General features: G+C 67.5%; 20 protein-coding genes. 7 read left to right on the forward strand and 13 right to left on the reverse strand.

From position 1 onward, the window contains the following. Positions 1-127: 127 nt before the first annotated feature. From U9983_RS11160 to hemW, 4 genes are all read right to left on the reverse strand, one after another. Positions 128-874, reverse strand: coding sequence for a 16S rRNA (uracil(1498)-N(3))-methyltransferase (locus U9983_RS11160; RefSeq protein WP_416211358.1), 747 nt, complete (start codon positions 872-874; stop codon positions 128-130). A gap of 54 nt (positions 875-928) precedes the next feature. Then, positions 929-2,077: a molecular chaperone DnaJ gene (dnaJ, locus tag U9983_RS11165; protein ID WP_322748166.1), complete on the reverse strand. Its 1,149-nt coding sequence runs from the start codon at positions 2,075-2,077 to the stop codon at positions 929-931. Next, entirely contained in the window at positions 2,077-3,096 is a 1,020-nt protein-coding gene (gene hrcA / locus U9983_RS11170) for a heat-inducible transcriptional repressor HrcA (protein ID WP_322748165.1), read from the reverse strand. The genes dnaJ and hrcA overlap by 1 nt, the downstream gene beginning before the upstream one ends. A gap of 208 nt (positions 3,097-3,304) precedes the next feature. Further along, a complete protein-coding gene (hemW, locus tag U9983_RS11175; RefSeq protein ID WP_322748164.1) occupies positions 3,305-4,549 on the reverse strand; it encodes a radical SAM family heme chaperone HemW in 1,245 nt (414 codons plus the stop codon). Positions 4,550-4,857: 308 nt separating this feature from the next. Here hemW and U9983_RS11180 point away from each other — a divergent pair, with 308 nt between their 5' ends. Then, complete coding sequence (locus U9983_RS11180; RefSeq protein WP_322753939.1) at positions 4,858-5,028, forward strand: hypothetical protein; 171 nt, start codon at positions 4,858-4,860, stop codon at positions 5,026-5,028. Between the two features lie 141 nt (positions 5,029-5,169). Here the strand turns inward: U9983_RS11180 and lepA are convergent, their stop codons facing one another. Further along, positions 5,170-7,080 (reverse strand): translation elongation factor 4, encoded by a 1,911-nt coding sequence (gene lepA / locus U9983_RS11185; protein WP_416211356.1) that lies wholly within the window; start codon positions 7,078-7,080, stop codon positions 5,170-5,172. Between the two features lie 340 nt (positions 7,081-7,420). On the opposite strand from lepA, the gene rpsT reads away from it, so the two are divergent. After that, positions 7,421-7,690 (forward strand): 30S ribosomal protein S20, encoded by a 270-nt coding sequence (gene rpsT / locus U9983_RS11190; RefSeq protein ID WP_322748161.1) that lies wholly within the window; start codon positions 7,421-7,423, stop codon positions 7,688-7,690. A gap of 148 nt (positions 7,691-7,838) precedes the next feature. On the opposite strand, the gene holA is transcribed toward rpsT, so the two are convergent. The 5 genes from holA to U9983_RS11215 form a co-directional block, all read right to left on the reverse strand. Next, positions 7,839-8,834, reverse strand: a complete 996-nt coding sequence (holA, locus tag U9983_RS11195; RefSeq protein WP_416211359.1) for a DNA polymerase III subunit delta — start codon at positions 8,832-8,834, stop codon at positions 7,839-7,841. Between the two features lie 79 nt (positions 8,835-8,913). Next, on the reverse strand, positions 8,914-10,476 hold the full coding sequence (locus U9983_RS11200; RefSeq protein WP_322753942.1) for a ComEC/Rec2 family competence protein: 1,563 nt from the start codon (positions 10,474-10,476) through the stop codon (positions 8,914-8,916). Next, positions 10,476-11,438: a ComEA family DNA-binding protein gene (locus U9983_RS11205; protein WP_322753943.1), complete on the reverse strand. Its 963-nt coding sequence runs from the start codon at positions 11,436-11,438 to the stop codon at positions 10,476-10,478. The genes U9983_RS11200 and U9983_RS11205 overlap by 1 nt, the downstream gene beginning before the upstream one ends. A gap of 405 nt (positions 11,439-11,843) precedes the next feature. Then, the gene (locus U9983_RS11210) at positions 11,844-12,560 is read right to left on the reverse strand and encodes an SOS response-associated peptidase (RefSeq protein ID WP_322753944.1); all 717 of its coding nucleotides are present in this window, start codon (positions 12,558-12,560) and stop codon (positions 11,844-11,846) included. Positions 12,561-12,593: 33 nt separating this feature from the next. Then, the gene (locus U9983_RS11215; RefSeq protein WP_322753945.1) at positions 12,594-13,262 is read right to left on the reverse strand and encodes a M50 family metallopeptidase; all 669 of its coding nucleotides are present in this window, start codon (positions 13,260-13,262) and stop codon (positions 12,594-12,596) included. A 257-nt stretch (positions 13,263-13,519) separates the two neighbouring features. Here U9983_RS11215 and U9983_RS11220 point away from each other — a divergent pair, with 257 nt between their 5' ends. Together U9983_RS11220 and U9983_RS11225 are read left to right on the forward strand one after the other, a co-directional pair. Beyond that, the gene (locus tag U9983_RS11220; RefSeq protein ID WP_322753946.1) at positions 13,520-14,266 is read left to right on the forward strand and encodes a lysophospholipid acyltransferase family protein; all 747 of its coding nucleotides are present in this window, start codon (positions 13,520-13,522) and stop codon (positions 14,264-14,266) included. 547 nt (positions 14,267-14,813) lie between these two features. Next, positions 14,814-15,620: a FadR/GntR family transcriptional regulator gene (locus U9983_RS11225; protein ID WP_322748154.1), complete on the forward strand. Its 807-nt coding sequence runs from the start codon at positions 14,814-14,816 to the stop codon at positions 15,618-15,620. Between the two features lie 78 nt (positions 15,621-15,698). Here the strand turns inward: U9983_RS11225 and U9983_RS11230 are convergent, their stop codons facing one another. Then, on the reverse strand, positions 15,699-17,036 hold the full coding sequence (locus U9983_RS11230) for an NAD(P)/FAD-dependent oxidoreductase (protein WP_322753947.1): 1,338 nt from the start codon (positions 17,034-17,036) through the stop codon (positions 15,699-15,701). Positions 17,037-17,205: 169 nt separating this feature from the next. Between U9983_RS11230 and U9983_RS11235 the strand changes: the two genes are divergently transcribed. Further along, positions 17,206-18,069, forward strand: coding sequence for a putative RNA methyltransferase (locus U9983_RS11235; protein WP_322753948.1), 864 nt, complete (start codon positions 17,206-17,208; stop codon positions 18,067-18,069). A gap of 7 nt (positions 18,070-18,076) precedes the next feature. Here the strand turns inward: U9983_RS11235 and U9983_RS11240 are convergent, their stop codons facing one another. Both U9983_RS11240 and U9983_RS11245 read right to left on the reverse strand, forming a co-directional pair. After that, positions 18,077-18,949, reverse strand: coding sequence for a polysaccharide deacetylase family protein (locus U9983_RS11240; RefSeq protein WP_322753949.1), 873 nt, complete (start codon positions 18,947-18,949; stop codon positions 18,077-18,079). Positions 18,950-19,108: 159 nt separating this feature from the next. Next, complete coding sequence (locus U9983_RS11245) at positions 19,109-19,951, reverse strand: tyrosine-protein phosphatase (protein ID WP_322753950.1); 843 nt, start codon at positions 19,949-19,951, stop codon at positions 19,109-19,111. A gap of 377 nt (positions 19,952-20,328) precedes the next feature. On the opposite strand from U9983_RS11245, the gene U9983_RS11250 reads away from it, so the two are divergent. Beyond that, on the forward strand, positions 20,329-21,165 hold the full coding sequence (locus U9983_RS11250; protein WP_322753951.1) for an undecaprenyl-diphosphate phosphatase: 837 nt from the start codon (positions 20,329-20,331) through the stop codon (positions 21,163-21,165). 108 nt (positions 21,166-21,273) lie between these two features. Beyond that, positions 21,274-21,933 (forward strand): phytoene desaturase family protein (locus U9983_RS11255; protein ID WP_322753952.1); only part of this gene is annotated, 660 nt, incomplete at its 3' end.

Consider the following 21,933-nt stretch of genomic DNA (forward strand, 5'->3'; position numbering starts at 1 on the left):
CACGAGACCTCTCAAACGACATGAGTCAGTACGGCCCCTAGTCTAACGATCCGCGAGACCGCCGGTCGCGCGAGAACAACCAGCATCGCGAACCAGCATCCCGAACCAGCATTGCGCCACCTCCGGTCTACCGATCCCAGCGGGTGGTATGGGACAACACGATCGCGGCCGCGACGACACCTGCGGTCGACGTCCGTAACACCGTGCGACCGAGCCGGGCAGGCATCGCTCCGGCCGCACCGAAGACCTCAAGCTCACTGTCGGTGATTCCACCTTCTGGACCCACTACCACGACGATCTCCGACGATCCCGCCACGCCCGCCTCGCGCAGCCCCGCGACCAGCGGTTCGGTCGCCTCCTCATGCAGAACCACCGCAATGTCCGCGGTCACGATCCGAGCGCCGACCGCAGCGGTGTCAGCGAGGCCCGCCAGCCGGGGCCAGAACACTCGCCGTGACTGCTTCGCGGCCTCACGCGCCGTGGCCGACCAGCGCGCATGCGCCCGCATGCCACGATCCCCCTCCCAACGGACGATCGAGCGGGCGGCCGCCCAGGGGACGATCTCGTCGACCCCCACCTCGGTCATGAGCTCGACGGCGAGCTCACCGCGGTCACCCTTGGCCAGGGCCTGGACCACGACCAGCCGGGGAGCAGGCTCCGGGTACACGACCCTGCGTTCGACCGTGCAGTCGACCTCGTCGCGCCGACAACGCAGAACGGTACATTCGGCAACCACTCCGAGACCATCGGTGATATCCAGGCGTTCACCGGGGCGAAGTCGACGAACCATCGCAGCATGGTGACCCTCCGAACCGGAGAGTGTCAGCTCTCTGCCGTCGGGAACCAGGCCCTGGTGGAAAAGAGGCGCGGTCAGCTGTCCGTTCCTTCGCGCCCGGTCCGGCCCACGGCAACCCGCATCCGGCCCCGCCTACCGCGTGCCGCGGGCGCCGCGGAGCCTGGAGAAGAAGCCCTGCCCGTCGGCGGTCCCGTTGCCACTGGTCACCACCGCCGGCTGCTCCTCGTCCCGCAACTTCGCCAGCTCTCGCAGCAGCCTTTCCTGATCAGGATCAAGCTTGGTCGGCGTCTCCACCACCACATGGATGTGCAGGTGACCGCGGCCGACCGAACGCAGATGCGGAATGCCGCGACCACTCATGGTGATGACATACCCAGGCTGAGTGCCGGGCTTGACCGTGAGGGTCTCGCTGCCGTCCAAAGTGTCCAACTCACAGGTGGTACCGAGCGCGGCGGCCGTCATGGGCACCCGCAGCTCGCAGTGCAGATCGTCGCCTTCCCGGGTGAAGACCGGATGGGGACGCTCCTGCACCTCGACGTAGAGGTCACCGTTGGGCCCGCCGCCCGGGCCGACCTCACCTTCGCCGGACAACCGGATGCGCATCCCGTCCTCAACCCCAGAAGGGATCTTGACGGTAAGGTTGCGCCGCTTACGTACCCGGCCGTCGCCGCCGCATTCCCGGCACGGATGCTCGATCACGCTCCCGGTGGCTCCGCATCGGGTGCACGGCCTGGAAGTGACCATCTGGCCCAGGAACGACCGGGTCACCTGTTGGATCTCTCCACGCCCGTGACACACCGGGCAGGTCACCGGATGGCTACCCGGCGCTGATCCCTCCCCGGAGCAGGTGGCGCACACCGCCGCGGTGTCAACGGTGATATCCCGGGTCGCCCCGAACGCGGTCTCGGCGAGGTCGAGCTCCAGACGGAGCAACGCGTCGTTGCCGCGACGGACCCGTGAGCGCGGCCCACGATTTGCCCCGCCACCGAAGAAGGCATCCATGATGTCGCCGAGGCCGCCGAAGCCCGCCCCGAAGGAAGCCCCGGCGCCGCCTCCCCCACCGGGAGCCAGCGGATCACCACCGAGGTCGACGACCTGGCGCTTCTCCGGGTCCGACAGCACCTCGTACGCGGTGGTCACGGCCTTGAAGCGCTGCTGCGCCTCCGGGTCGGGGTTCACGTCGGGATGCAGTTCCCGAGCGAGCCTGCGATATGCCCGCTTGAGTTCGTCGTTCGAAGCGTCTCGGCGTACGCCCAGCACTTCGTAGTAGTCAGTGGCCATCAGTCGGCACCCAAAAGATCACCCACGTACTTGGCGACGGCTCTTACCGCCGCCATGGCCCCCGGATAGTCCATCCGCCTCGGACCGACCACTCCCAGGCCGCCCAAGGCGGATGCTCCGCGGCCGTACCCCGTTGCCACCACCGAGGTGGAACGTAGCGCATCCATGCTGTTTTCCTGACCAATACGTACCGTAACGGTGTCGAGGTCGCGTACCTCGCCGATCAGTTTCAACAGAACAACCTGCTCCTCCAGCGCTTCCAGAAGGGGACGCAGCGTATCGGCGAAGTCGAGAGCCGACAATGTCAGGTTGGCTGTACCCGCCAGCGCCACCCGCTCCTCGGGCTTGTCGACCAGCGCCTCCATCACCACCGCGATCAGCGTATTCAGATGTGGACGCAGATCCGGGCGGGCGGCGTCCGACAGGTCCGCGACCGCCTCGGGCGCGTCCACCAGCCTGCGCCCGTTCAACGCGGCGTTGAGTACACCCCGCAGTTCGCCGACGATCAGATCGTCAACCGGGGCGGGCACTTCGACCACCCGCTGCTCAACCCTACCGGTGTCAGTAATCATTACGAAAAGCAGCCGCGCCGGCGTGATCGTCACGATCTCGATGTGCCGGACGCTGCTGCACGACAACGACGGGTACTGCACGACGGCGACCTGGCGGGTCAGTTGGGCCAGCAGCCGAACCGACCGCCGGACCACGTCATCGAGATCGATCGCTCCCTCGAGGAAGCTCTGGATCGCCCGCCGCTCCGCCCGCGACAGGGGCTTGACCCCCGACAGCCGGTCGACGAACAGGCGGTAGCCCTTGTCCGTCGGGATCCGCCCCGCGCTCGTGTGCGGCTGGGTAATGTAGCCTTCCTCCTCAAGTGCAGACATGTCATTACGTACAGTAGCAGGCGATACCCCCAGCTGGTGGCGCTCTGCCAGTGCTTTGGACCCCACGGGCTCGTTGCTCAGCACAAAGTCCTCAACGATGGCGCGCAGAACGTCCAACCGCCGTTCTTCCAGCACGTCGCTTCACCCCTTCGCCACGTTGAGGCCGTTTGGCGAGGCCAGCCACGACCGCACGAGGCGACCAGGACCAGAACCCGTACTTCCGAAGCGTCCTGGCACTCCGTTGCCTCGAGTGCCAATTGTAGCCGTCTTGGCCTCCAGCCGAGACGGTCGAGCACGTCAGCGAGTGCAGAAACTCAAGGCCTTCGCCAAGGGGTGGCGCCGGTCAGTCCGGAAGGAGATCACGGACCACGGTATCGGCCAGGAGCCTGCCACGCAGGGTGAGCAACACGCGTCCGGCCTCCAGCCCGGCCGGCTCGATCAACCCGTCCACAGCAAGCGTCGCGGCCCGCGCACGCCCCGCGTCGGTCAGCTCGTCGACGGCGAGGCCGTCGGCCAGGCGAACCCCGAGCATCACCCGCTCCATCTGCCTGGCGTCGTCGTCCAGCAGCTCACGGGCCGCGGCAGGACTCGCCTGCTCGGCGAGCAGCGCGCTGTAGGCGGCCGGATGACGGACGTTCCACCAGCGCACACCGCCGACATGGCTGTGTGCCCCCGGTCCGAAACCCCACCAGTCATGACCACGCCAGTAGCCGAGATTGTGCCGGCTGCGGGACGCTTCGTCACGGGCCCAGTTACTGATCTCATACCACCGTAGGCCCGCCGCGGTCAGGGTCTGCTCGGCCTGATGGTAACGGTCGGCCATCATGTCATCGTCCGGCGGGAGCAGCTCGCCACGCCTGATCCGGCGGGCCAGCCGGGTGCCGTCCTCAACAGTCAACGCATACGCGCTCACATGATCGGGAGCGAGTTCGACCGCGGCGTCCAGGCTCGCCTGCCAGTCCCGGTCCGACTCACCCGGCGAGCCGTAGATGAGGTCGAGGTTGACATGGTTGAATCCCGCCTTGCGTGCCCAACTGACCACATCGGGTACACGTCCGGGAGTATGCCGACGGTCAAGGGCGGCGAGCACGTGCGACCGGGCACTCTGCATGCCGAACGAGACCCGCGTGTAGCCGGCAGCGCGCAGCTGTTCCAATGTGCTCGCGTCCACGGACTCGGGGTTCGCCTCGGTCGTCACCTCGGCGTCCGGGGCGATGCCGAACTCCGTGTCGATCATTCGAAGCAGCGCCCTGAGGTCCTCGACCGGAAGGAGCGTCGGCGTCCCGCCGCCGAGGAAAATGGTCGAGACGGCCAGGTCTGCCGCGCCGAGGACGGCGCGGGCCACGCGGAACTCACCGGCAAGCGTCTCGACGAACGTCCCGATCGCGACTCCCGGGCCGAGCTCGGTCGCCGTGTAGGTGTTGAAGTCGCAGTAGCCGCAGCGGGTCGTGCAGTATGGGACGTGGACATAGACGCCGAACGGGCGAGTGCCCACCAAGTTTGTGGCCGACGCCGGAAGCCTGCCGTCGGCCGGGGCGGCTTCGCCGGACAACCCGCGGCCGGAAGCGGCCGCCGTGATGCGTGACATGACCCGTGACATGACCATAGTGTGCCTGAACGGCGACACTGTGTCTGCCCCTTGCATCCACTTTCGTTACAGCAATCGCGGCCGTCACCCAGGCGGAACATTCAATCCCGAACGAGACATGTGTCACCGGATGGACAGCGCCACCGAACGGACGGTGCCACCGAACGGACAGCGCCACCCGATAGACAGTGCCACCCGATGGACAGTTACCCGAGCACGACCAATGTTGTCTTCTCGTTGTGAATCTACCAGACAATATGGGCGAAGCGTCGTGAACTCGTGGTCCCCAGTCGGGGAAGCTGATTCACATGAATGACGACGCCGTGCGCGGTGTCCTCGACAACATCGAGGATCTTCTTCCCCCCCACGCAACGGAGTATCGATCCGGCGCACCGACCGGACCGGACAGCCCCACCCACCGCGACGAACCTGTTACCGAACCCATCCGACTGCCCTCGTCGTCCCCCCGGATCAGCTGAACTGGCCGGCGGCGACGCTCAGCACCACCGCCTGACCCGCGCCACCGCCCAACCTGCCACCGCCCGACCCGCAACCGCGTCGTATCGCGTCCGCCCGGACCTCGTCGCACCGATGAGGTCCGGGCAGCGGGCCACGCACTCCTACTTCGTGGTCTTCGGAGTGTTGGCGGCGTTGGCGGAATCCGTCGACAGGGCCGCGATGAAAGCCTCCTGAGGGACCTCGACGCGACCGATGGTCTTCATCTTCTTCTTGCCCTCCTTCTGCTTCTCCAGCAGCTTGCGCTTACGCGTGATGTCGCCGCCGTAGCACTTCGCCAGCACGTCCTTGCGAATCGCGCGGATGTTCTCCCTGGCGATGATCCGACTTCCGATCGCCGCCTGGATCGGCACCTCGAACTGCTGGCGTGGAATCAGCTCCCGGAGCCGGGAGGTCATGGCCACGCCGTAGCCGTACGCCTTGTCCCTGTGTACGATCGCGGAGAACGCGTCGACGGCCTCGCCTTGGAGAAGGATGTCGACCTTCACCAGGTCGGATGCCTGTTCGCCGGCGGGTTCGTAATCAAGGCTGGCATACCCACGGGTACGGGATTTCAGCGCGTCGAAGAAGTCAAAAATGATCTCACCGAGTGGCAGTGTGTATTTGAGCTCCACCCGGTCGGTGGACAGGTAGTCCATCCCGCGCAACATGCCGCGGCGCCCCTGACACAGCTCCATCACCTGGCCCACGAAGTCCGACGGCAGCAGCACCATCGCCTCCACGACCGGCTCATAGATCTCGTTGATCTTTCCTGCCGGCCAGTCGCTCGGATTCGTGACCACAGCCTCGCTGCCATCCTCCATGACCACCCGGTAGACCACGTTCGGCGCGGTCGAAATGAGCGTGAGGCCGAACTCCCGCTCGAGGCGTTCCCGGACGATCTCCAGATGGAGAAGCCCCAGAAAGCCGCAGCGGAACCCGAACCCCAACGCCGCGGACGTCTCCGGCTCGTAGGTCAGCGCGGCGTCGTTGAGCTGCAGTTTGTCCAGAGCCTCGCGCAATGCCGGATACTCACTGCCGTCAAGCGGATACAAACCGCTGTAGACCATCGGGCGTGGATCACGGTAGCCACCCAGCGCCTGCCCGGCCGGCCGATTCGCCGATGTCACGGTGTCCCCGACGCGGGCCTGTCGAACGTCCTTGACACCCGGGATGAGGTAACCGACCTCCCCCGCGGAGAGTCCGTCGCGTGCGATCGGGTCCGGCGAGATCACCCCGACCTCGAGGGTCTCATGGCTGGCCCGCGTCGACATCATCAGACAACGGTCCCGGGTGGTCAGGCGTCCGTCGACCACCCGCACATAGGTGATCACGCCCCGATAGCTGTCGTAGACACTGTCGAAGATCATGGCCCGAGCCGGAGCGTCCGGGTCGCCCATGGGCGCGGGGATCCGGCGGACGATCTCATTGAGCAACTCGGGCACGCCCTGCCCGGTCTTACCCGATACCCGCAGGACATCATCAGGATCACAGCCGATGATCTGTGCAAGCTCGGCCGCGTACTTCTCGGGCTGCGCGGCCGGAAGATCAATCTTGTTGAGCACGGGGATGATCTGAAGGTCGTTCTCGAGCGCCAGGTAAAGGTTCGCCAAGGTCTGCGCCTCGATGCCCTGGGCCGCGTCGACCAGCAGCACCGCGCCCTCGCATGCCGCCAGCGAGCGGCTCACCTCATAGGTGAAGTCGACGTGACCAGGAGTGTCGATCAGATGGAGGATGTAGTCACGACCGTCATCGGCCTGCCACGGCAGCCGGACGCTCTGTGCCTTGATCGTGATCCCGCGCTCGCGCTCGATATCCATTTTATCCAGATACTGAGCACGCATGTTGCGGGCCTCGACCACGCCGGTCACACCAAGCATCCGGTCAGCGAGGGTTGACTTGCCGTGGTCGATGTGGGCGATGATGCAGAAGTTGCGGATCGACGCCTGGTCAACCGAAGCCTGGCTGACACGGCGAGGGTCGGAAGCTGCGGGCACGCGGGAGTCTTCTCGTTTCGTCGGGATGGACCTGCGCATCGTGGGACTGCACCCACTGTGGGACTGCACAGACCGTGGGTCCATCCCCATCGTGCCAGGCTCATCGTGCCCGCACTCAGCGGTCGCCGTCGTGCTGGGCCGGCAGGCGCACGCGCCGGCACTGCGCACGCGCCGGGATTCGGGGGGCGCCGGGATTCGGGGGCGGTCGAGCGGAGCCCGTGCCCGCCCGCGAGTGGTTCGTTGAAACCTTGATAGGGTTACCGATGTTTCCCCGGTGGCTTGGCTCCCGGGGGATGGACGCACACCACCCGGCGGTGGTGAACCGACACCGGTGCCCGACCGCCGTCCATGCCGATTCGACGACCAGGGGTTCTTTCGCGTGGCCAACATCAAGTCGCAGATCAAGCGCAACCTCACGAACGAGAAGCGACGGCTGCGCAACAAGGCCGTCAAATCCGAGCTGAAGACGGTCGTCCGTCGCTTCCGCGCAGCCGCGGACGCAGGCGACCCGGACCGTGCCGGCCTTGAGCTGCGCATCGCGTCACGCAAGCTTGACAAGGCTGTCAGCAAGGGTGTCATCCATGCCAATCAGGCTGCCAACAAGAAGTCGGCGATGGCCGCGCGGCACGCATCCCTGACCGACGCCTGAGCGATCATCCACCTGCTTGCCAGTTCGGCCAGGGCTATGATGATCATGGATAGGACGCCGCCGGCTCCGAGCAACCCACGCAACCGGTCCGGTTGACCCGCGACCCGGTGCCTGGCCGTCAGGTGTCACGGTGTCACGGTGCCCGGAGTTACCGGCGGCTTCCCGTCGCGCGACCACGAGCCGCCACGATCTCTGCGACCAGGCGTTCCAGTCCGTAAACCGGATCAACAGCGCCGCCCTTGACAGCCGCATCCGCAGCGCCGGCGGCACGCATCGCCCGCGCCAGCCCCGCATCACTCCACGCCTGGGCCGCCCGTTGGGAGCGCTCGACCTTCCAGTCGGGCATCCCAAGGGCGCGGGCCACCTCCCAGGCGGAGCCACCGGCGGCGGCGGAAACCCGGGCAAGATCCCGTAGCCCCGTGGTGACGGCGCTTACCACCAGTACCGGGGGAACCCCGCTGCCCAGCGTCTGGCGAAGCGCGGTCAGAGCCTGCGCCAGGTCTCCGGCGATCGCCGCGTCCGCCACCGTGAAACCGGTTGCCTCTGCTCGGCCTCGGTGATAGAGGACTACCACCGCCTCATTGACCAGCCCACCTGAATCCGTAACCAATTGATCACATACGGCCGCGAGTTCGCGCAGATCACCACCGACAGCGTCCACCAGGGCCTTCACCGCGCCCGAGCCGATCTGGCCGCCGAGCCGACGGATCTCGGCCGCGACGAAGTCATGCCGGTCGCGCGGACGGGTGATGCGCGCTGCCGGAATCACCCGCCCACCGGCCGTCTTCACCGCATCCGCCAGCTTGCGGTTGCGCACGGCACCGCTGTGCACGACGACAAGGACCACGTCGTCCAGCGGTCGGGCCAGGTAGGCGAGCAGCGCGTCCCGAAGATCGTCCGCCAGCTCCTGCGCACCGCGGACCACGACGATGCGCAGCCCACCGAACATCGATGAGCTGGACAGGTCAACCACATCGCTGTCGGTCAACTCGCCGGGTGCCCGGTCGACAATCTCCACCTGGGCATCGTGGGCCCGAGCCGCGTCCACGACGTCGCGGATCCCCCGGGCGACCAACAGCTCCTCGTCCCCGGCGATGAGGACCAGCCGCGGCAGGGCGGACGTTGACGACACGCTGGGGAGCATGTCATGCGCGCGGTCCGCGGCCCACGACGCCCTCGTCAAGGGCACCCGACGCGCAGACGGCCCATCATCCCGTGGATGGTCATGATCCGACTGGCCGAACCATGACGATCAGCTCAACGGTCACCGCTCCGATCGCCGCTGCCGCAAGAAGGCTGCGTCCGCGGCGCCGGCGGACCGCACCGAGCGTCGCCGTGGTGACGGCGACCAGGGCCAGGGCTCCGAGTGGACCGGTCGGCCAACCGATCTGTGCTCCCGGTGCCCGCGCGGCGATGTCGGCAATCATGATCAGCCATTCGCATGGCACGCCGGCGAGGGCGGCCAACAGCCGGGCCAGCGGCATACAACACACTGCGGCCATCGTGGCGAGCACCCCAAGGATCGTTGCCGGGGCCACCGCGCAGTCGGCGAGCATGTTGGCCGGGATGGCGACGAGGCTGACGCCGCCGCCGATCGCGGCCAGCACCGGCGAGCAGGCGACATGTGCCGCCACGGCGACCGCGAGCAGCTCCGCCAACCACGTGGGCAACCGTCGTGACAGCGCATCCCGCCAGCCTGGAGCCAGAATCACCAGGCCTGCGGTCGCGAACACCGAAAGAGTGAAACCAACCGAGCGGGCGAGATCGGGACTGACGAGGACCAGTATGAGCACCGTGGCGCAGAGCGCGGGTATGGCCCCCCGTTGCCGCCCACCACCCGTCGCGACAATCCCGATCAGCCCCATGACACCGGCCCGCAGGACGCTGGGAGACGGTCGGGCCAGTACGACGAAGCAGAGTAGGGCCAGTGCGACCCACCCAGCCCGCAGCCACGGACCACACCGACTTCGCCGGACGAGGATCGTCGCTGCGGCGATGACGATCGCGCAGTTCGCCCCGGACACAGCCACCAGATGTGACATTCCGGCGACCCGGAAGTTGTTTTTGACGTCCTCGGCGAGATTGCCCGTGTCGCCCACCACCAGGCCCGGCAGCAGCCCTCGGCGCGGGCCGTCCAACCCCGACACCGCGTCGCGAAGCCCTTGGCGCAGATGGGCTGCCGCTGCCTGCACCATCGACGGCCCGCCGACCACCACCGGCGGGCCCCGGACGAAGATGACCGCCGCAACCGTGTCAGCCGCGCGTGGGGGCGCCAACGTGCCGTCGGCACGGACCCGCTGACTCGGTAACAGGCCCGCCCAACCGCTCGCGGTCGCCAGGACGAGCATCGGCTGGCGCAGCCGAAGATCACGCCCGGCCGCGGTGAGGCGCTCGACCCGCAGCGGGACGATGACCAGCTGAGTGTTGCCACCAGGGCTCACCCGCGGATCACCGGTGAGCGTCCCTTCGATGGTGGCGACCGCTCGCATCCCATCAAGATCGGCGAGTGGACCGTGTAGGCGACCACGGGCCGCGATACCCGCGGCGAGGACCCCAGCGGCGAGGCAGGCCAGCACAGCGAGCCCTGTTGCCGCGGGCCGCCAGATGTGTGCTCGCCGCACCAGGAGGACCGCGCACACCAGTGTCGCGCCGAGGAGGAGGGCTGCGATCAACAGCACGGCCGGGGCCGGCTCGGTCAGGCCCGCGCCTGCCGCGCCGGTCCAGGCCGCGAGCGCCGGCCCGACAAGCCGCAGGTCGGCGGGTCGATCGGGCCGATCACCCGCCATCAGACGGTGATGAGTGGCAGCAGATCGGCGAGTCGCCGGTCACCGACGCCGGTCACATCCCCCAGCTGGTGGGGCGAGGTGAAGGTGCCATGGGCCTTGCGCCACTCGACGATCCGCTGGGCAAGCACCGGCCCCACCCCTGGCAACCCGTCGAGAGCGTCGACCGTGGCGGTATTGAGGTTCAGCGGTGTTTCCGGCGTGATCGCCGACGATCCCGTGCCCCCACCGGTGCCACCGCCGGTCCCGGCACCGGCCGGCGCGGGAGGAGCCGGGCCGGGACGGCCGTCCACCATGATCTGTTCGCCGTCCACCAGGCGACGCGCCAACGCGAGACCGGCCGTATCCGTCCCGGGTAGCACGCCGCCAGCTTGCGCAAGAGCGTCCGCCACCCGGGATCCAGCCGCCACGGTCAGGACACCGGGGCTGTGCACCTTGCCCACCACTTCAACGACAATTTGTGCTGCCGGGCCATGTGTGGCGCCAGCCGATGACCAGATCACCGGTTTCGAACCGGCGCTGTCAGCGTCCGCCGGCACATGCCCCTGGGCCCGCGCCGATGGCGTCCCAGCGGAGACAGCCATCAGGGAGACCGGTCTGTTCCGCCAGGCAAACCATCCAGCCGTCAATGCCGCGGCCAGGGCCACGACCACGAGCAGGAGCGCTCCGCGGATGGCTGGATCGACCAGGCCGCCGCGCAGAAGCCGCGGCAGGTGGTCAGCAAGACCCAGCGGACCGGACCGGGCAGCCGGTTGCCGCACAAGCCGACCGGCGCTGCCTTGGGGCGACAGCTCGTCGAACAGGTCACCTTCGTTGTGCTCGCCGGCGAGCGCACCGGACGGCGTCGACGGTGCCGCAACGTCGAACATCACCGGCTGCGGCTCCAGCACCTCCGAAACGCCCGCGGCCGGCTGCGAGGCGTCGGTGTGACCACCCTCCGCCGCGGGGAACCCAGGGTCACCCATGACGGGCGTCCAACATGTCGGAACAGTCGGCGGTTCTACGTCGCAGCGTTCGGAAGGACTCAGCGGTGGGTAAGCGTCCGGTCCGTGCGAGGCCAGGGTGCGGATTGTCGACAACCGGCGCCGGGGTGCGGCGGGGATGGCGACTGTGCGGGTAGCGCGAATGAACGGAAGATCAGCCATGTCCGCGACGGTAGAACGCCCCGTCATGGATGGCACGCTTCGATGCCATCCTGTGGATATCCGACTTTTATCCACAGGAAAACCACGGATGCCGAATGCTTCTGATATCTTCGGCATCATTGTTGATGCACGGTCGCCGGTTTTGATCAATCAGTTCGTGCATTCTCCCCACGGTTGCCACCAACACCAGCCCGCCCGGATGCGCACCCCCGGCGTCGGCTGCAATCAGGCGAACGGAAGTTCGTCGGCGTCGCCTCCGACAACCGGGTCGAGTAGGTGCGGGTCGTTGTTGCGTACGTTCCCAACTCGGGAGGTGACCGGGTACGCCCGCAACATGCCCACGGGCGCGGGCGCGAGCATTGCGGTCACGGCTGCCGGATCGTCAAGGCGCGGGTCGAGCCAGCGCGACCAGGACGCCCGTGGCAGCAGCACGGGCGAACGTGGATGCAGGAATTCAAGGCCGCCGGCCGCGGTGGTGGTGATGATGGTGAAAGTCGCACGTACAGCGCCCGACGGTGGCTGCCAGACCTCGTACAGGCCCGCGAGCGCGGCGGGCCCGTCATCGCCCGGATGCACCAGGTACGGCTGCCCACGGCGGGCGCCGTCCACCCGATGCCACTCGTAGTAACCGGTGGCCGGCACCAGGCAGCGGCGGGCGCGCAGCGCGGCACGGAACGCGGGCTTGGTGGCCACCGTCTCCGCCCGAGCATTGATCAGACGGTTACCGATCGCACTGTCGCGTGCCCACGACGGCACCAGCCCCCAGCGAGCCATCCGCAGCCGCGCGCCCCCGTCCGGCTGCTCGGGCGGGATGACAACCACCGGAACCTCGCTGGTCGGAGCCACGTTGAAGTTCGGCTGGGCGCCACCGGTCTCATCACGTGCCGTGAACGACTCCGCCAGCTGTCGCGCGCTCAGAGCATTGGCGTAACGACCGCACACACCATGACAGTCTGCCAGCCGACGGCCCGGCCGTCACCGCAGCAGCCACTCGACCGAGACAGCCAGACAGAACACGGACACGAGCGCGAAAAAGGCCACCCAGACCACGCCCGGCACGCCGGTCAGGCGCGCCAGCTGGTCCGGGTCCGATGTCGGCGCGCCCCGACGACGGGTCCGTTGCACCTCGACGATCGGCCGCATACCGCCGATGAGGAGGAACCAGGTGACAAAGGCTGCGAACATCTCCTGATAGGGCGACGGCGCCAGCATCGACACGGCGATGACCGTCACCGCGCTCAGCGCTATCGACAACACGCCGAACGCGTTACGGATGGCCACCAACACTCCGAGCAGCAGGGCGACACTGAGTCGCAACAGCAGGCTCACCTGGTTGGCAGCCAGCAGGGCTGCACCGCCAAGGCCAAGGATGGACGGAGTGATGTAGCCGGCCGCAACCGTGATCACGACGCCCGGCCCGGTCGGGCGACCCGCCGACACGGTCACCCCGGAAGTGTCCGAATGTAGTCGGATCCCGCCGACGCGCCGGCCGCTTCCGACCGCTGCGAGCGCATGCCCACCCTCGTGCGCAATGGTGATCACATGTCGGGCCAACGGCCACAGACGATTGTTGAGCACCACGAGAAGGGCGACGGCGGCACCGGCAATGGCTGTCCATCGCGGCGGGTCCCCGAACGTGAGCAACTGTGTCCACTCGTCAGGCGTCGTACGTCTCCTGTCTCAACAGTCGCCGCCGAGGGGCGGGGGCGGTGCCAGTATCGGTGCCGGTGCCGGTGTGACCGTCAGGACCCGAGTATGCAATGCTCGGACAAAAGATCGTCGAGGGCCGGCCGACATGGCGTCCCACCGCTTCACGACACCAAGGGTACGATCAGATATAGACTTCTCGTGACCGATCGGCGTCATCGTCACGACAGGGAACGTCGGGAGGTAAAGAGCGGGTGGCGGAGCTCGTCTACAAGCCAGTGATCCGTTTCGCGCTCGGGGCCTTCAAGGCTCTCGACCTCAAGCTGGATGTCCGGGGGCAGGAGCACGTACCGGCCACGGGTGGCTGCGTGGTGGCGATCAACCACGTGTCGTATCTGGACTTCGCGCTCGCCGGTGTTCCGTTCTGGTACGCTCACCGGCGTCTGGTGCGCTTCATGGCCAAACACGAGGTCTTCGCCCACCCCATTGCCGGGCCGCTGATGCGAGGGATGCGCCATATCCCCGTCGACCGATCGGCAGGGGCCGGCTCGTACCGTCACGCAGTACAGGCCCTGAAGGCTGGCGAGCTCGTGGGGGTCTTCCCCGAGGCGACCGTCAGTCGTAGCTTCTGTCTCCAGCCCTTCAAGTCCGGGGCGGCCCGAATGGCCGCCGAAGCGGGCGTTCCCGCACTCCCGGTAATCATTTGGGGCAGCCAGCGCATCCTCACCAAGGGACGGCCACGTAACCTCCGGGCTGCGCGAGGAACCCCCGTATCGATCATGATTGGCGAGTCGATCCCGACGGCCGACCTGAAAGATGCCCAGACTGGAACACAACTGCTGGCCGATGCCATGGCCAAGCTTCTCGCCGACGCCCAGCGGGACTACCCACCGCCCCCTCCCGGCGAGTCACCATGGTGGCTACCCGCCCATCTGGGTGGCTGTGCACCCACGCTCGAGGCGGTCGCGCGGGAGCAGGCCGCGCTCCGCGACAAGAAGTAAGGGCCTGTTTTAGATCTTCGCTCGCCTCGTCGAAACACGGCGAGAACAACCGCGAGCATTGTCAGATAGATCTCATCACGTAGCTTTCAGCACCCCGAGTTCCGGGCACCCGTGATCATAACCCTGCTCGTCCCGGGGCTCCCGTCGCGTCGCCCGCTCGGACCACCCACGCCGTTTCGCCCGGCAGGCCGTTTCGCCCGGCAGGCCGTGGCAGGTTCCCCGGCTGGATACCAGGCCGGTCGACATCCGTGCGGCCGATCCCGGGTGCTCTTATAGCACAAGGGTCGACAGACCTTTACACAAGGGGTGGGCGGGCATTTCTTCAGGAGCACCTCTACCCGGCAGCTCTAGCCCGACTCCCCGTGCAGACAAGGCAAAGACTACTTGTAGACAACATCCGATCCCCAGATGTGTCCGGACTCTCTAGAGCACAGGGGCGACCCATTGGTAACCTCAAGCACCAACAACATTTGAGCCAACCCGTTTGGCTCGCCGAGTCCGTGTTGTATAGAGACTCACCTGTTCGTTGTCGATGGAGGCGCCCACGATGGCTGTACAAGAGCTGGCGATGCCGACTGCTAGCAGGGTCGGCACAGTGGTCGCGATCGGGCAGCAGGTTCGGGTCCCGAAGACCGCTGAGCTGGTCGCGGCGCACCTACGACGCCGGATCGTACGGGGAGAACTCGTCGAAGGCGACGCACTGCCGCCCGAGGCGACCCTCATGGAACAGTTCGGTGTCTCCCGGCCGACATTGCGGGAAGCATTCCGTGTGCTGGAATCCGAGGCCTTGATCACAGTCAGGCGCGGTGCGCACGGTGGCGCCCGGGTGCACACCCCCAACGGCGACATCGCCGCCCGCTATGCCGCCCTGGTCCTGGAGTACCGCGGTACCACGCTGGCCGACATCCATCAGGCTCGCGTCGTGATCGAGCCGCCGTGCGTGGCAATCTTGGCAGCGAACCGTACCCAGGATGCCCTCGACAAACTCAGGCTCGCGGTGACCGAGACAGCCGCCGCGACGGCGACCGACGATCCAGGCCAGTGCCTGCAGGCCAATCTCGCCTTTCACGTGCTGCTGGTGGAGCTCGCCGGAAACACGACGCTTTCGGTCCTGTCAGGCATGCTGCGCCACATTCTCGATCTTGCGACGCTCTCCCATCCAGCCGCGGAGCGCAGCCCCGAGCACCGGCTCGCCATCCGCCGGCGACTCGTCGACCACGAGCGCGTCGTGGACCTCATCGAAGCCCGTGACGCCCGCGCCGCCGAGGACCTGTGGCGGGAGCATCTGCTGGAAGCGGGCCGTTACCTGACCGACGGCCCGGTGGCCGCGACCGTGCTCGATCTACTCGGCTGATCGGCAAACGTCGGTCGACACTGGTGTCGACACTGGGCGAGCCCCTTGGGCCCGGCCGTGCCTGCGGATTACTACAGATCACCGCAGCGGGTCGAACGGCGCGAGGTGATCAGGACAACGCCCGGTGGTGACCGCCTCAGCCACCAGCTGGCCGGTGATCGGTCCAAGGGTGATGCCCCACATCCCATGACCGCCGGCGACAAACACCCGAGGTGACGCCGTCCGCCCGATCAGGGGAAGACCGTCCGGTGTACACGGACGGGAACCGACCCATTCCTGCGTCCGCGTATCGACATCGACACCGGCCAACAGCGGACGCACCGCATTGACGATCGCGGTGATACGGCGGCGATCCAACGGCGCGTGCGGTTCCCGGAACTCCATCATCCCGGCAATGCGCAACCGGTTCCCAAGCGGTGTGCACGCCACCCGGTGGGTCGGAAAGTACAGCGGGCCGCGCGGCAGGTCGCGCGCGGTGACGCTGAAGCTGTACCCACGCCCCGCCTGGACGAGAGTCCGGACCCCGAACGGGCGCACGAGATCGGTCAGCCACGCGCCGCAGGCGACCACCACGGCGTCGAACCGGTCGATCTGCCCGGTAGAGAGCTCCAGCCCCACCTCCTCGGCCCCAGCACGACGTCGATCGCCGCGGTCGGCATCCCGGTCGGCATCCCGGTCGGCATGGATGGCCAGTACGCCGACGCCCTCCCGCAGCTCGCCGCCCCGGGCCCGGACACTGTCCGCGAGTGCTGTCACGAAATCCCCGGGATCGCAGAAGCGCTGGCCGTGGATGCGGATCGCGGCACCGATCCCATCGGTCAGCGCCGGCTCCAGTGTGCGCGCGGCGCGGCCGTCGAGCAGGTCGAACTCGACGTGCTGGCCGGCACTGCGGATCTCCTCGAGTTCGAGGATCAGCGCCTCCCGCTCGTGTGGATCGCGATAGCAGGCCAGGAACGGCACGGCCGGGCGGGTTGGTACGTCCACTCCCCCGGCCGCGAGGATGTCGAAGGCACCAAGTGCCCGCCGATTGACCGGCGCAAGTGCCCCCATCGCCCGCCGCCAACGGTTGGCCGTGCTGTTGCGTGCGAATCCGGCGAGGAAGCGCAGCAGTCGCGGGTCTGCTCGCGGCGGTACGTACACCGGCGATGTCGGCATCAGGACAGCCCGCAGGCCGTAGCGCAGTACGGCCGGCTCCGGCAGCGGCGCAGCCAGGCTCGGGGTGAGCCAGCCGGCGTTGCCCCAGGACGATCCAGCGGCCACCCGGACGCGCTCGATCACTGTGACCTCGACCCCGCGCTCCTGCAGAAACCAGGCAGTGGCCAGGCCGACCATACCGGCGCCGACAACCGCCACCCGCCCGGGCGGGCGCGACCCGCGGCCGGCTCCCGGGCCCTCGTCAGCGGACACGTGCGTCATACCACCTCACTGTTAGCGCGCCGGGGACTGCGGCCTGCGGGCGCGCGATCTGACGATCGTCGCGCGCCCTTCGGCCCGCTGGAACACAGGCCGGTCGCACGTCGATCCACGACCCTCACCGGGCACGTACGGTCGTTGTCATGCGGCCGATGATGGCGGTGGGCCAGGCGTGATTCATACGGTTCTCGCCTATCTCACATGCCCGCTGTGCGGACAGGATCTCGCCACCGGCAACGGGCAGGTGCGCTGCCCGGACGGCCACGCATACGACCTCGCCCGAGGGGGTCACCTGACCCTCACGACCGGTCGGGCCGCTGGGATCCCCGGCGACAGCGCGGACATGGTCCGGTCACGAGAGGCGTTCTTCGCGGGCGGTCACTACCGCGCGCTCGCCGACCAGCTTGGCTCGGTCATCCAAGGCGCGACGAGGGAAACCTGGACGATCGGTGATGAGCAGGTCGTCGTCGACATCGGCGCCGGCCCCGGGTACTACCTGGCGCATCTGCTGAACCTGTGCCCCGACGCGGTCGGCATCGCCATTGACGTGTCCACCTACGCACTGCGGCGCGCGGCCCGCGCGCATCCGCGGATCGGCGCGGTCGGCGTGGATGTACGCGGCCCGCTGCCGGTGCGAACGGGCACGGCGTCGGTCATTCTCGATGTCTTCGCGCCGCGCAATGTCACGGAAATGCACCGCATCCTCCGGCCGGACGGGTATCTCGTCATCGTAACGCCCACCGTCCGCCATCTGGCCGGCCTTGTCGGTCCGCTGGGTCTGGTCACGGTCGATCAGCGCAAGCCCGAGCGCCTCCGCTCGACCCTGGGTGAATCCTTCGTCAGACGGGAGCGGTTGACACTCGACCTCGAAATGTCGCTCACCGCATATGATCTCCTCCATCTTGTGATGATGGGGCCGACCGCCCACCACCGTCGCACCGCCGACATCCAATCGATCATCGATGAACGGTGGCCGAACGGCGCGACCCCGACGGCGTCATTCACAATCGAGGTGTACGAGCCCCACCCGACATAGAGCGGATTCAGCGAGCGATCAGGTCTGCCATGAACATGGTTTCGACCGTGACCGGGACGAGCGCCCGCTGAATGATCAGGCGTTCGAGCTCTCCGTAGAGATTCACGACCACCTGTTGATTCGCGTGTCCAAGCACGACCGCCCCCGGCTGGATGGCCTGACGCGCAGCCGCGATGAGTTCGCCGGCAGTGACGCCCATCATCGAGTCGCCCACCGACCCGCTCCACATAAGGATGCGCGAATAACCCAGTTCAGCGAGGATCGCTCTCGACCGCTCGTTGTGCTCCCCGTACGGCGGGCGGAACCACGGTCGGGTCGTGACGCCGAATGTCTGTCTGACCCAGTCGTCATTGCGTTCCACCTCGGCGCGCAGCGTCGCGTCGGAAAGTGTACGGATACTGCGGTGGCTCCAGGTGTGGTTGACCATCGTGACCTGCCCGGATTTGATCAGCGACCGGACGGCGGCTGCATGCTGATTCCACACGTTGCGGTACATCCCGTTCGGCGCGAACGAGAGCGGAATTTTCGCCCGGCTGGCGAAGTCGACATATCCGGCAACCGCGGTGGCATTAAAACCGTCGTCAATGGTAAGCGCAACCTGGCGGGTCGCTCCCGGCGCGTTGAAGAGGATCTGTTGCTGTCCAGGCGCGACCGCGAGCGGAGCGGGCGACCTCCACGGGCCTGCTGACGGCTCCAGCAAGCCACCTGACGGCTCCAGTCGGCCACCTGACGGCGCCGCCTGCGGTGGGACCGGCGCATCGGGCACCATGCGGATCGGCGGGACGACAGGTCGCGGACCAACCGCCGGCGGAACGGACTTCGGGCGGTCACCGGCACAACCGACGAGCAGGTCGGCGGCCCCGAGGGCGAGAATTTTCACAAGGCGACGTCGGTCCACCCATGAGATTCTGAAGAGCTTGACTACGGAGCGCAACTGCAGCGATGCAGTCCCAGCTGCCCTGCGTGGTCGGTCACCACACGCGGCACCCGGCGACTCCGGACAAACGGGGTCCGGACAAACGGGTCAGGACAAACGGGGTCAGGACAACAGCCTGGCCCGCCAGGTGGGCACCGCGTCCGGATGCGCGCCGTTGGCCGCGAACCAACCGGACAGGCCACCCGGATGATCGTCAATGACGGCCAGTACCTGCTCGACAGCCGAGATCGAGGTCGTGGTCAGGTCGGGAGCACCCATGCCCGCTCCGGGCAGCAACGGATTGTTACCTAGTCGGCGCAGTACCTCCGCCATGTTCGCGGCTGTCGCCGCGTAATCCGCGAGTATCGCGTCCGGTTCAACGCCCACCGCACGTAGCAGGACCGCCACGACCAGGCCTGTCCGGTCCTTGCCGGCCGCACAATGCACAAGGAGTGGTCCAGGCGCATGGGCGGCCAGATGAAGGATCTCGACCACCCGCGATCCGGTCCGTTCGACGATCGCCCGGTACATCGTGCTCAGGCCACCCGCGAGGGCAACAACGATCTCGGACGTGGGATGCGCGGGGTCGACGTCACCGAGCAACGGGATCACTCGGACATCGGTCACCGCCGATTCCAGTGGGTGCGGGCTACCGTCGCGCTCGACCGGCGACCGCAGGTCGATGACCGTGCGGGGTGGCCATTCACGATCGAATACCGGTAGCCGGTCGCCATGGCGCGGGGCGTCACTGCGGTACAGAACGCCGGGTCGAGTACGCCGACCGTCCTGCGTCGGCAGTCCGCCGAGATCCCGCAGGTTCACCAGCTGATCTCGATCGCGCCGCGGTAGCAATCCGCCGCGAGCCTCCCGGGCTGCCGGTACCGGTAGTGCCGCCGGTACCGGCGGACTGCCTGCTGCCGTCTCGTGCACCGCCGACTCGTGCGCCGCCGTCTCGCTGCCGCCCATGGCTTCGCTCCCGCCCTGATCGTCCGGTGTTGTTCCAGTGGAGCACACGTATCCGTCCCACGCCTGAACCCATGGCCAAGGTTTGCGCCGGCCAGCTCCGCAGCGACGCCTCCCCGGATGTTCGGGGCTGCGACCTCGTGGGCCGCCGTACAATCGCGCACGGCGACGCGGCGGTACATTTTGGGGTGCTATAAGATTTAGTTGATTTTAGCTGATATGTGCTGCAAGGCGGCAGGTACCGGCGATCTCCCCGCACTCGGGTCGTCCACCCGGTGCCGCGAGAACCGACGAGGGCTGTCGCCATATGCCGTCGCACGATGCCGGAAAGTGACAAATCGCTGCAATGGTATCAATAATGCTTGGGGAGAGGGGTGGGCGTGAACGTCCTGGAGGCGACGTTTCTCGGTGCGGTCGAGGGACTGACGGAGTTCCTGCCGGTATCGAGTACCGGACATCTGACGATCCTGGAGAAACTGCTCGGCTACTCCATCGACGACCCCGACATAACGGCGTTCACCGCGATCATCCAGGTCGGCGCCGTCTTCGCGACGTTGCTGTACTTCCGCAAGGACCTGGGGAGGATCCTGGCCGCCCTGCTTCGCGGCATCGTCCAACCCCGGTGGCGCGGCCACCCCGACTACCTCTTCGGATGGGCGGTGCTGCTGGGTTCGCTACCCATCGGTGTGGTCGGGCTGCTGTTCAAAGACATGATCGAGACGACACTGCGCAGCCTCTGGTTCGTGGGCACCGCGCTCGTGGTGTGGAGTGGTGTCATAGCGTACGCCGACGGCAACGCGACCCAGAAGCGCCACGAGGCGGACGTCACCTGGAAGGACACCCTCGCCATCGGTCTGGTCCAGTGTGCCGCGCTGATCCCCGGCATCTCCCGGTCCGGCGCGACCATGTCGGCCGGTCTGACGCGGGGCCTTGACCGGGTGACCGTCACCAGACTGTCGTTCTTCCTTTCCATCCCGGCCCTGTTCGGGGCTGCGGCCCTGCAGGGCGTCAGCGAGGCCGGCAACATCGCCCACGGGGTCGGCTGGACACCAACGATCATCGCTACAGCCGTCAGCTTCGCCGTGGCCTATGTCGCCATCGCCTGGCTCCTGAGATTCATCGGCAAGAACAACTATGACATGTTCATCATCTACCGGATCATCCTCGGCACGACCGTGCTGCTGCTGCTCGCAACGGGGATCCTCTCGGCGACCTGACGATCGGGCTCGTCGACCGGGCTCGTCGGCGAGGCGGCCAAAACGGCCAGAACTGCCAGAACTGCCAGAACTGCCATCGCATGCGAGAGCACCGCATAGGGTCGCGGGGTGGCTCGGGTTGTCGTGGTCGGCGCGGGGGTCGGCGGGTTGGCGACGGCTGCGCGACTGGCCGCCGCCGGGCATACCGTCACCGTCTGCGAGCAGGCATCCGAGATCGGCGGCAAGCTCGCACGGTTCAGCCTGGACGGTTTCTCCTTCGACACCGGGCCGTCCCTGTTGACGATGCCGGACGTCTTCGCGGACCTGTTCGCCGCCACCGGCGCGCCCCTGGGAGACATCCTCGAGCTGCGCAGACTGGACCCGATCACCCGTAACCGCTTCGCCGACGGGACCGTCCTCGACGCTCACGCCGACGACGACGCGTTCACCGCCGAGCTGGACGCCGTCCTGCGTCCCGGGTCGGGCGAGCAGTGGGGCCGGCTGGCAGCCCACGCCGAGCGTCTGTGGGAGGCGACCAGCGGCCCGTTTCTGGCCGCCCCCAACGCCGGTGTCCGGTCGTTGGCCGGGTTGGCGCTGCGACGTCCAGGCGACATCTCCACCATCGCGCCCGGCCTGACGGTACGTGGGCTCGGCCGGCGTCATCTCACCGACCAGCGACTGCGGATGTTCCTCGAACGGTATGCGACCTATACCGGTTCCGATCCGCGCCAGGCACCGGCGGCCCTCGCGGCCATCGCGCACGTCGAGCGTTGCTACGGCGGTTGGTAC

Source organism: Protofrankia sp. Cas3 (assembly GCF_963555955.1).
In the GTDB taxonomy this organism is placed as follows: Bacteria; Actinomycetota; Actinomycetes; order Frankiales; family Frankiaceae; genus Protofrankia.

Bases quoted from the DNA above. Each gene is read 5' to 3' on its own strand.
- dnaJ (WP_322748166.1), bottom strand. From the start codon at position 2,077: ATGGCCACTGACTACTACGAAGTGCTGGGCGTACGCCGAGACGCTTCG.
- hemW (WP_322748164.1), bottom strand. From the start codon at position 4,549: ATGTCACGCATCACGGCGGCCGCTTCCGGCCGCGGGTTGTCCGGCGAA.
- U9983_RS11180 (WP_322753939.1), top strand. From the start codon at position 4,858: ATGAATGACGACGCCGTGCGCGGTGTCCTCGACAACATCGAGGATCTT.
- lepA (WP_416211356.1), bottom strand. From the start codon at position 7,080: ATGCGCAGGTCCATCCCGACGAAACGAGAAGACTCCCGCGTGCCCGCA.
- holA (WP_416211359.1), bottom strand. From the start codon at position 8,834: ATGCTCCCCAGCGTGTCGTCAACGTCCGCCCTGCCGCGGCTGGTCCTC.
- U9983_RS11200 (WP_322753942.1), bottom strand. From the start codon at position 10,476: ATGGCGGGTGATCGGCCCGATCGACCCGCCGACCTGCGGCTTGTCGGG.
- U9983_RS11205 (WP_322753943.1), bottom strand. From the start codon at position 11,438: ATGGGTGACCCTGGGTTCCCCGCGGCGGAGGGTGGTCACACCGACGCC.
- U9983_RS11225 (WP_322748154.1), top strand. From the start codon at position 14,814: ATGGCTGTACAAGAGCTGGCGATGCCGACTGCTAGCAGGGTCGGCACA.
- U9983_RS11230 (WP_322753947.1), bottom strand. From the start codon at position 17,036: ATGACGCACGTGTCCGCTGACGAGGGCCCGGGAGCCGGCCGCGGGTCG.
- U9983_RS11245 (WP_322753950.1), bottom strand. From the start codon at position 19,951: ATGGGCGGCAGCGAGACGGCGGCGCACGAGTCGGCGGTGCACGAGACG.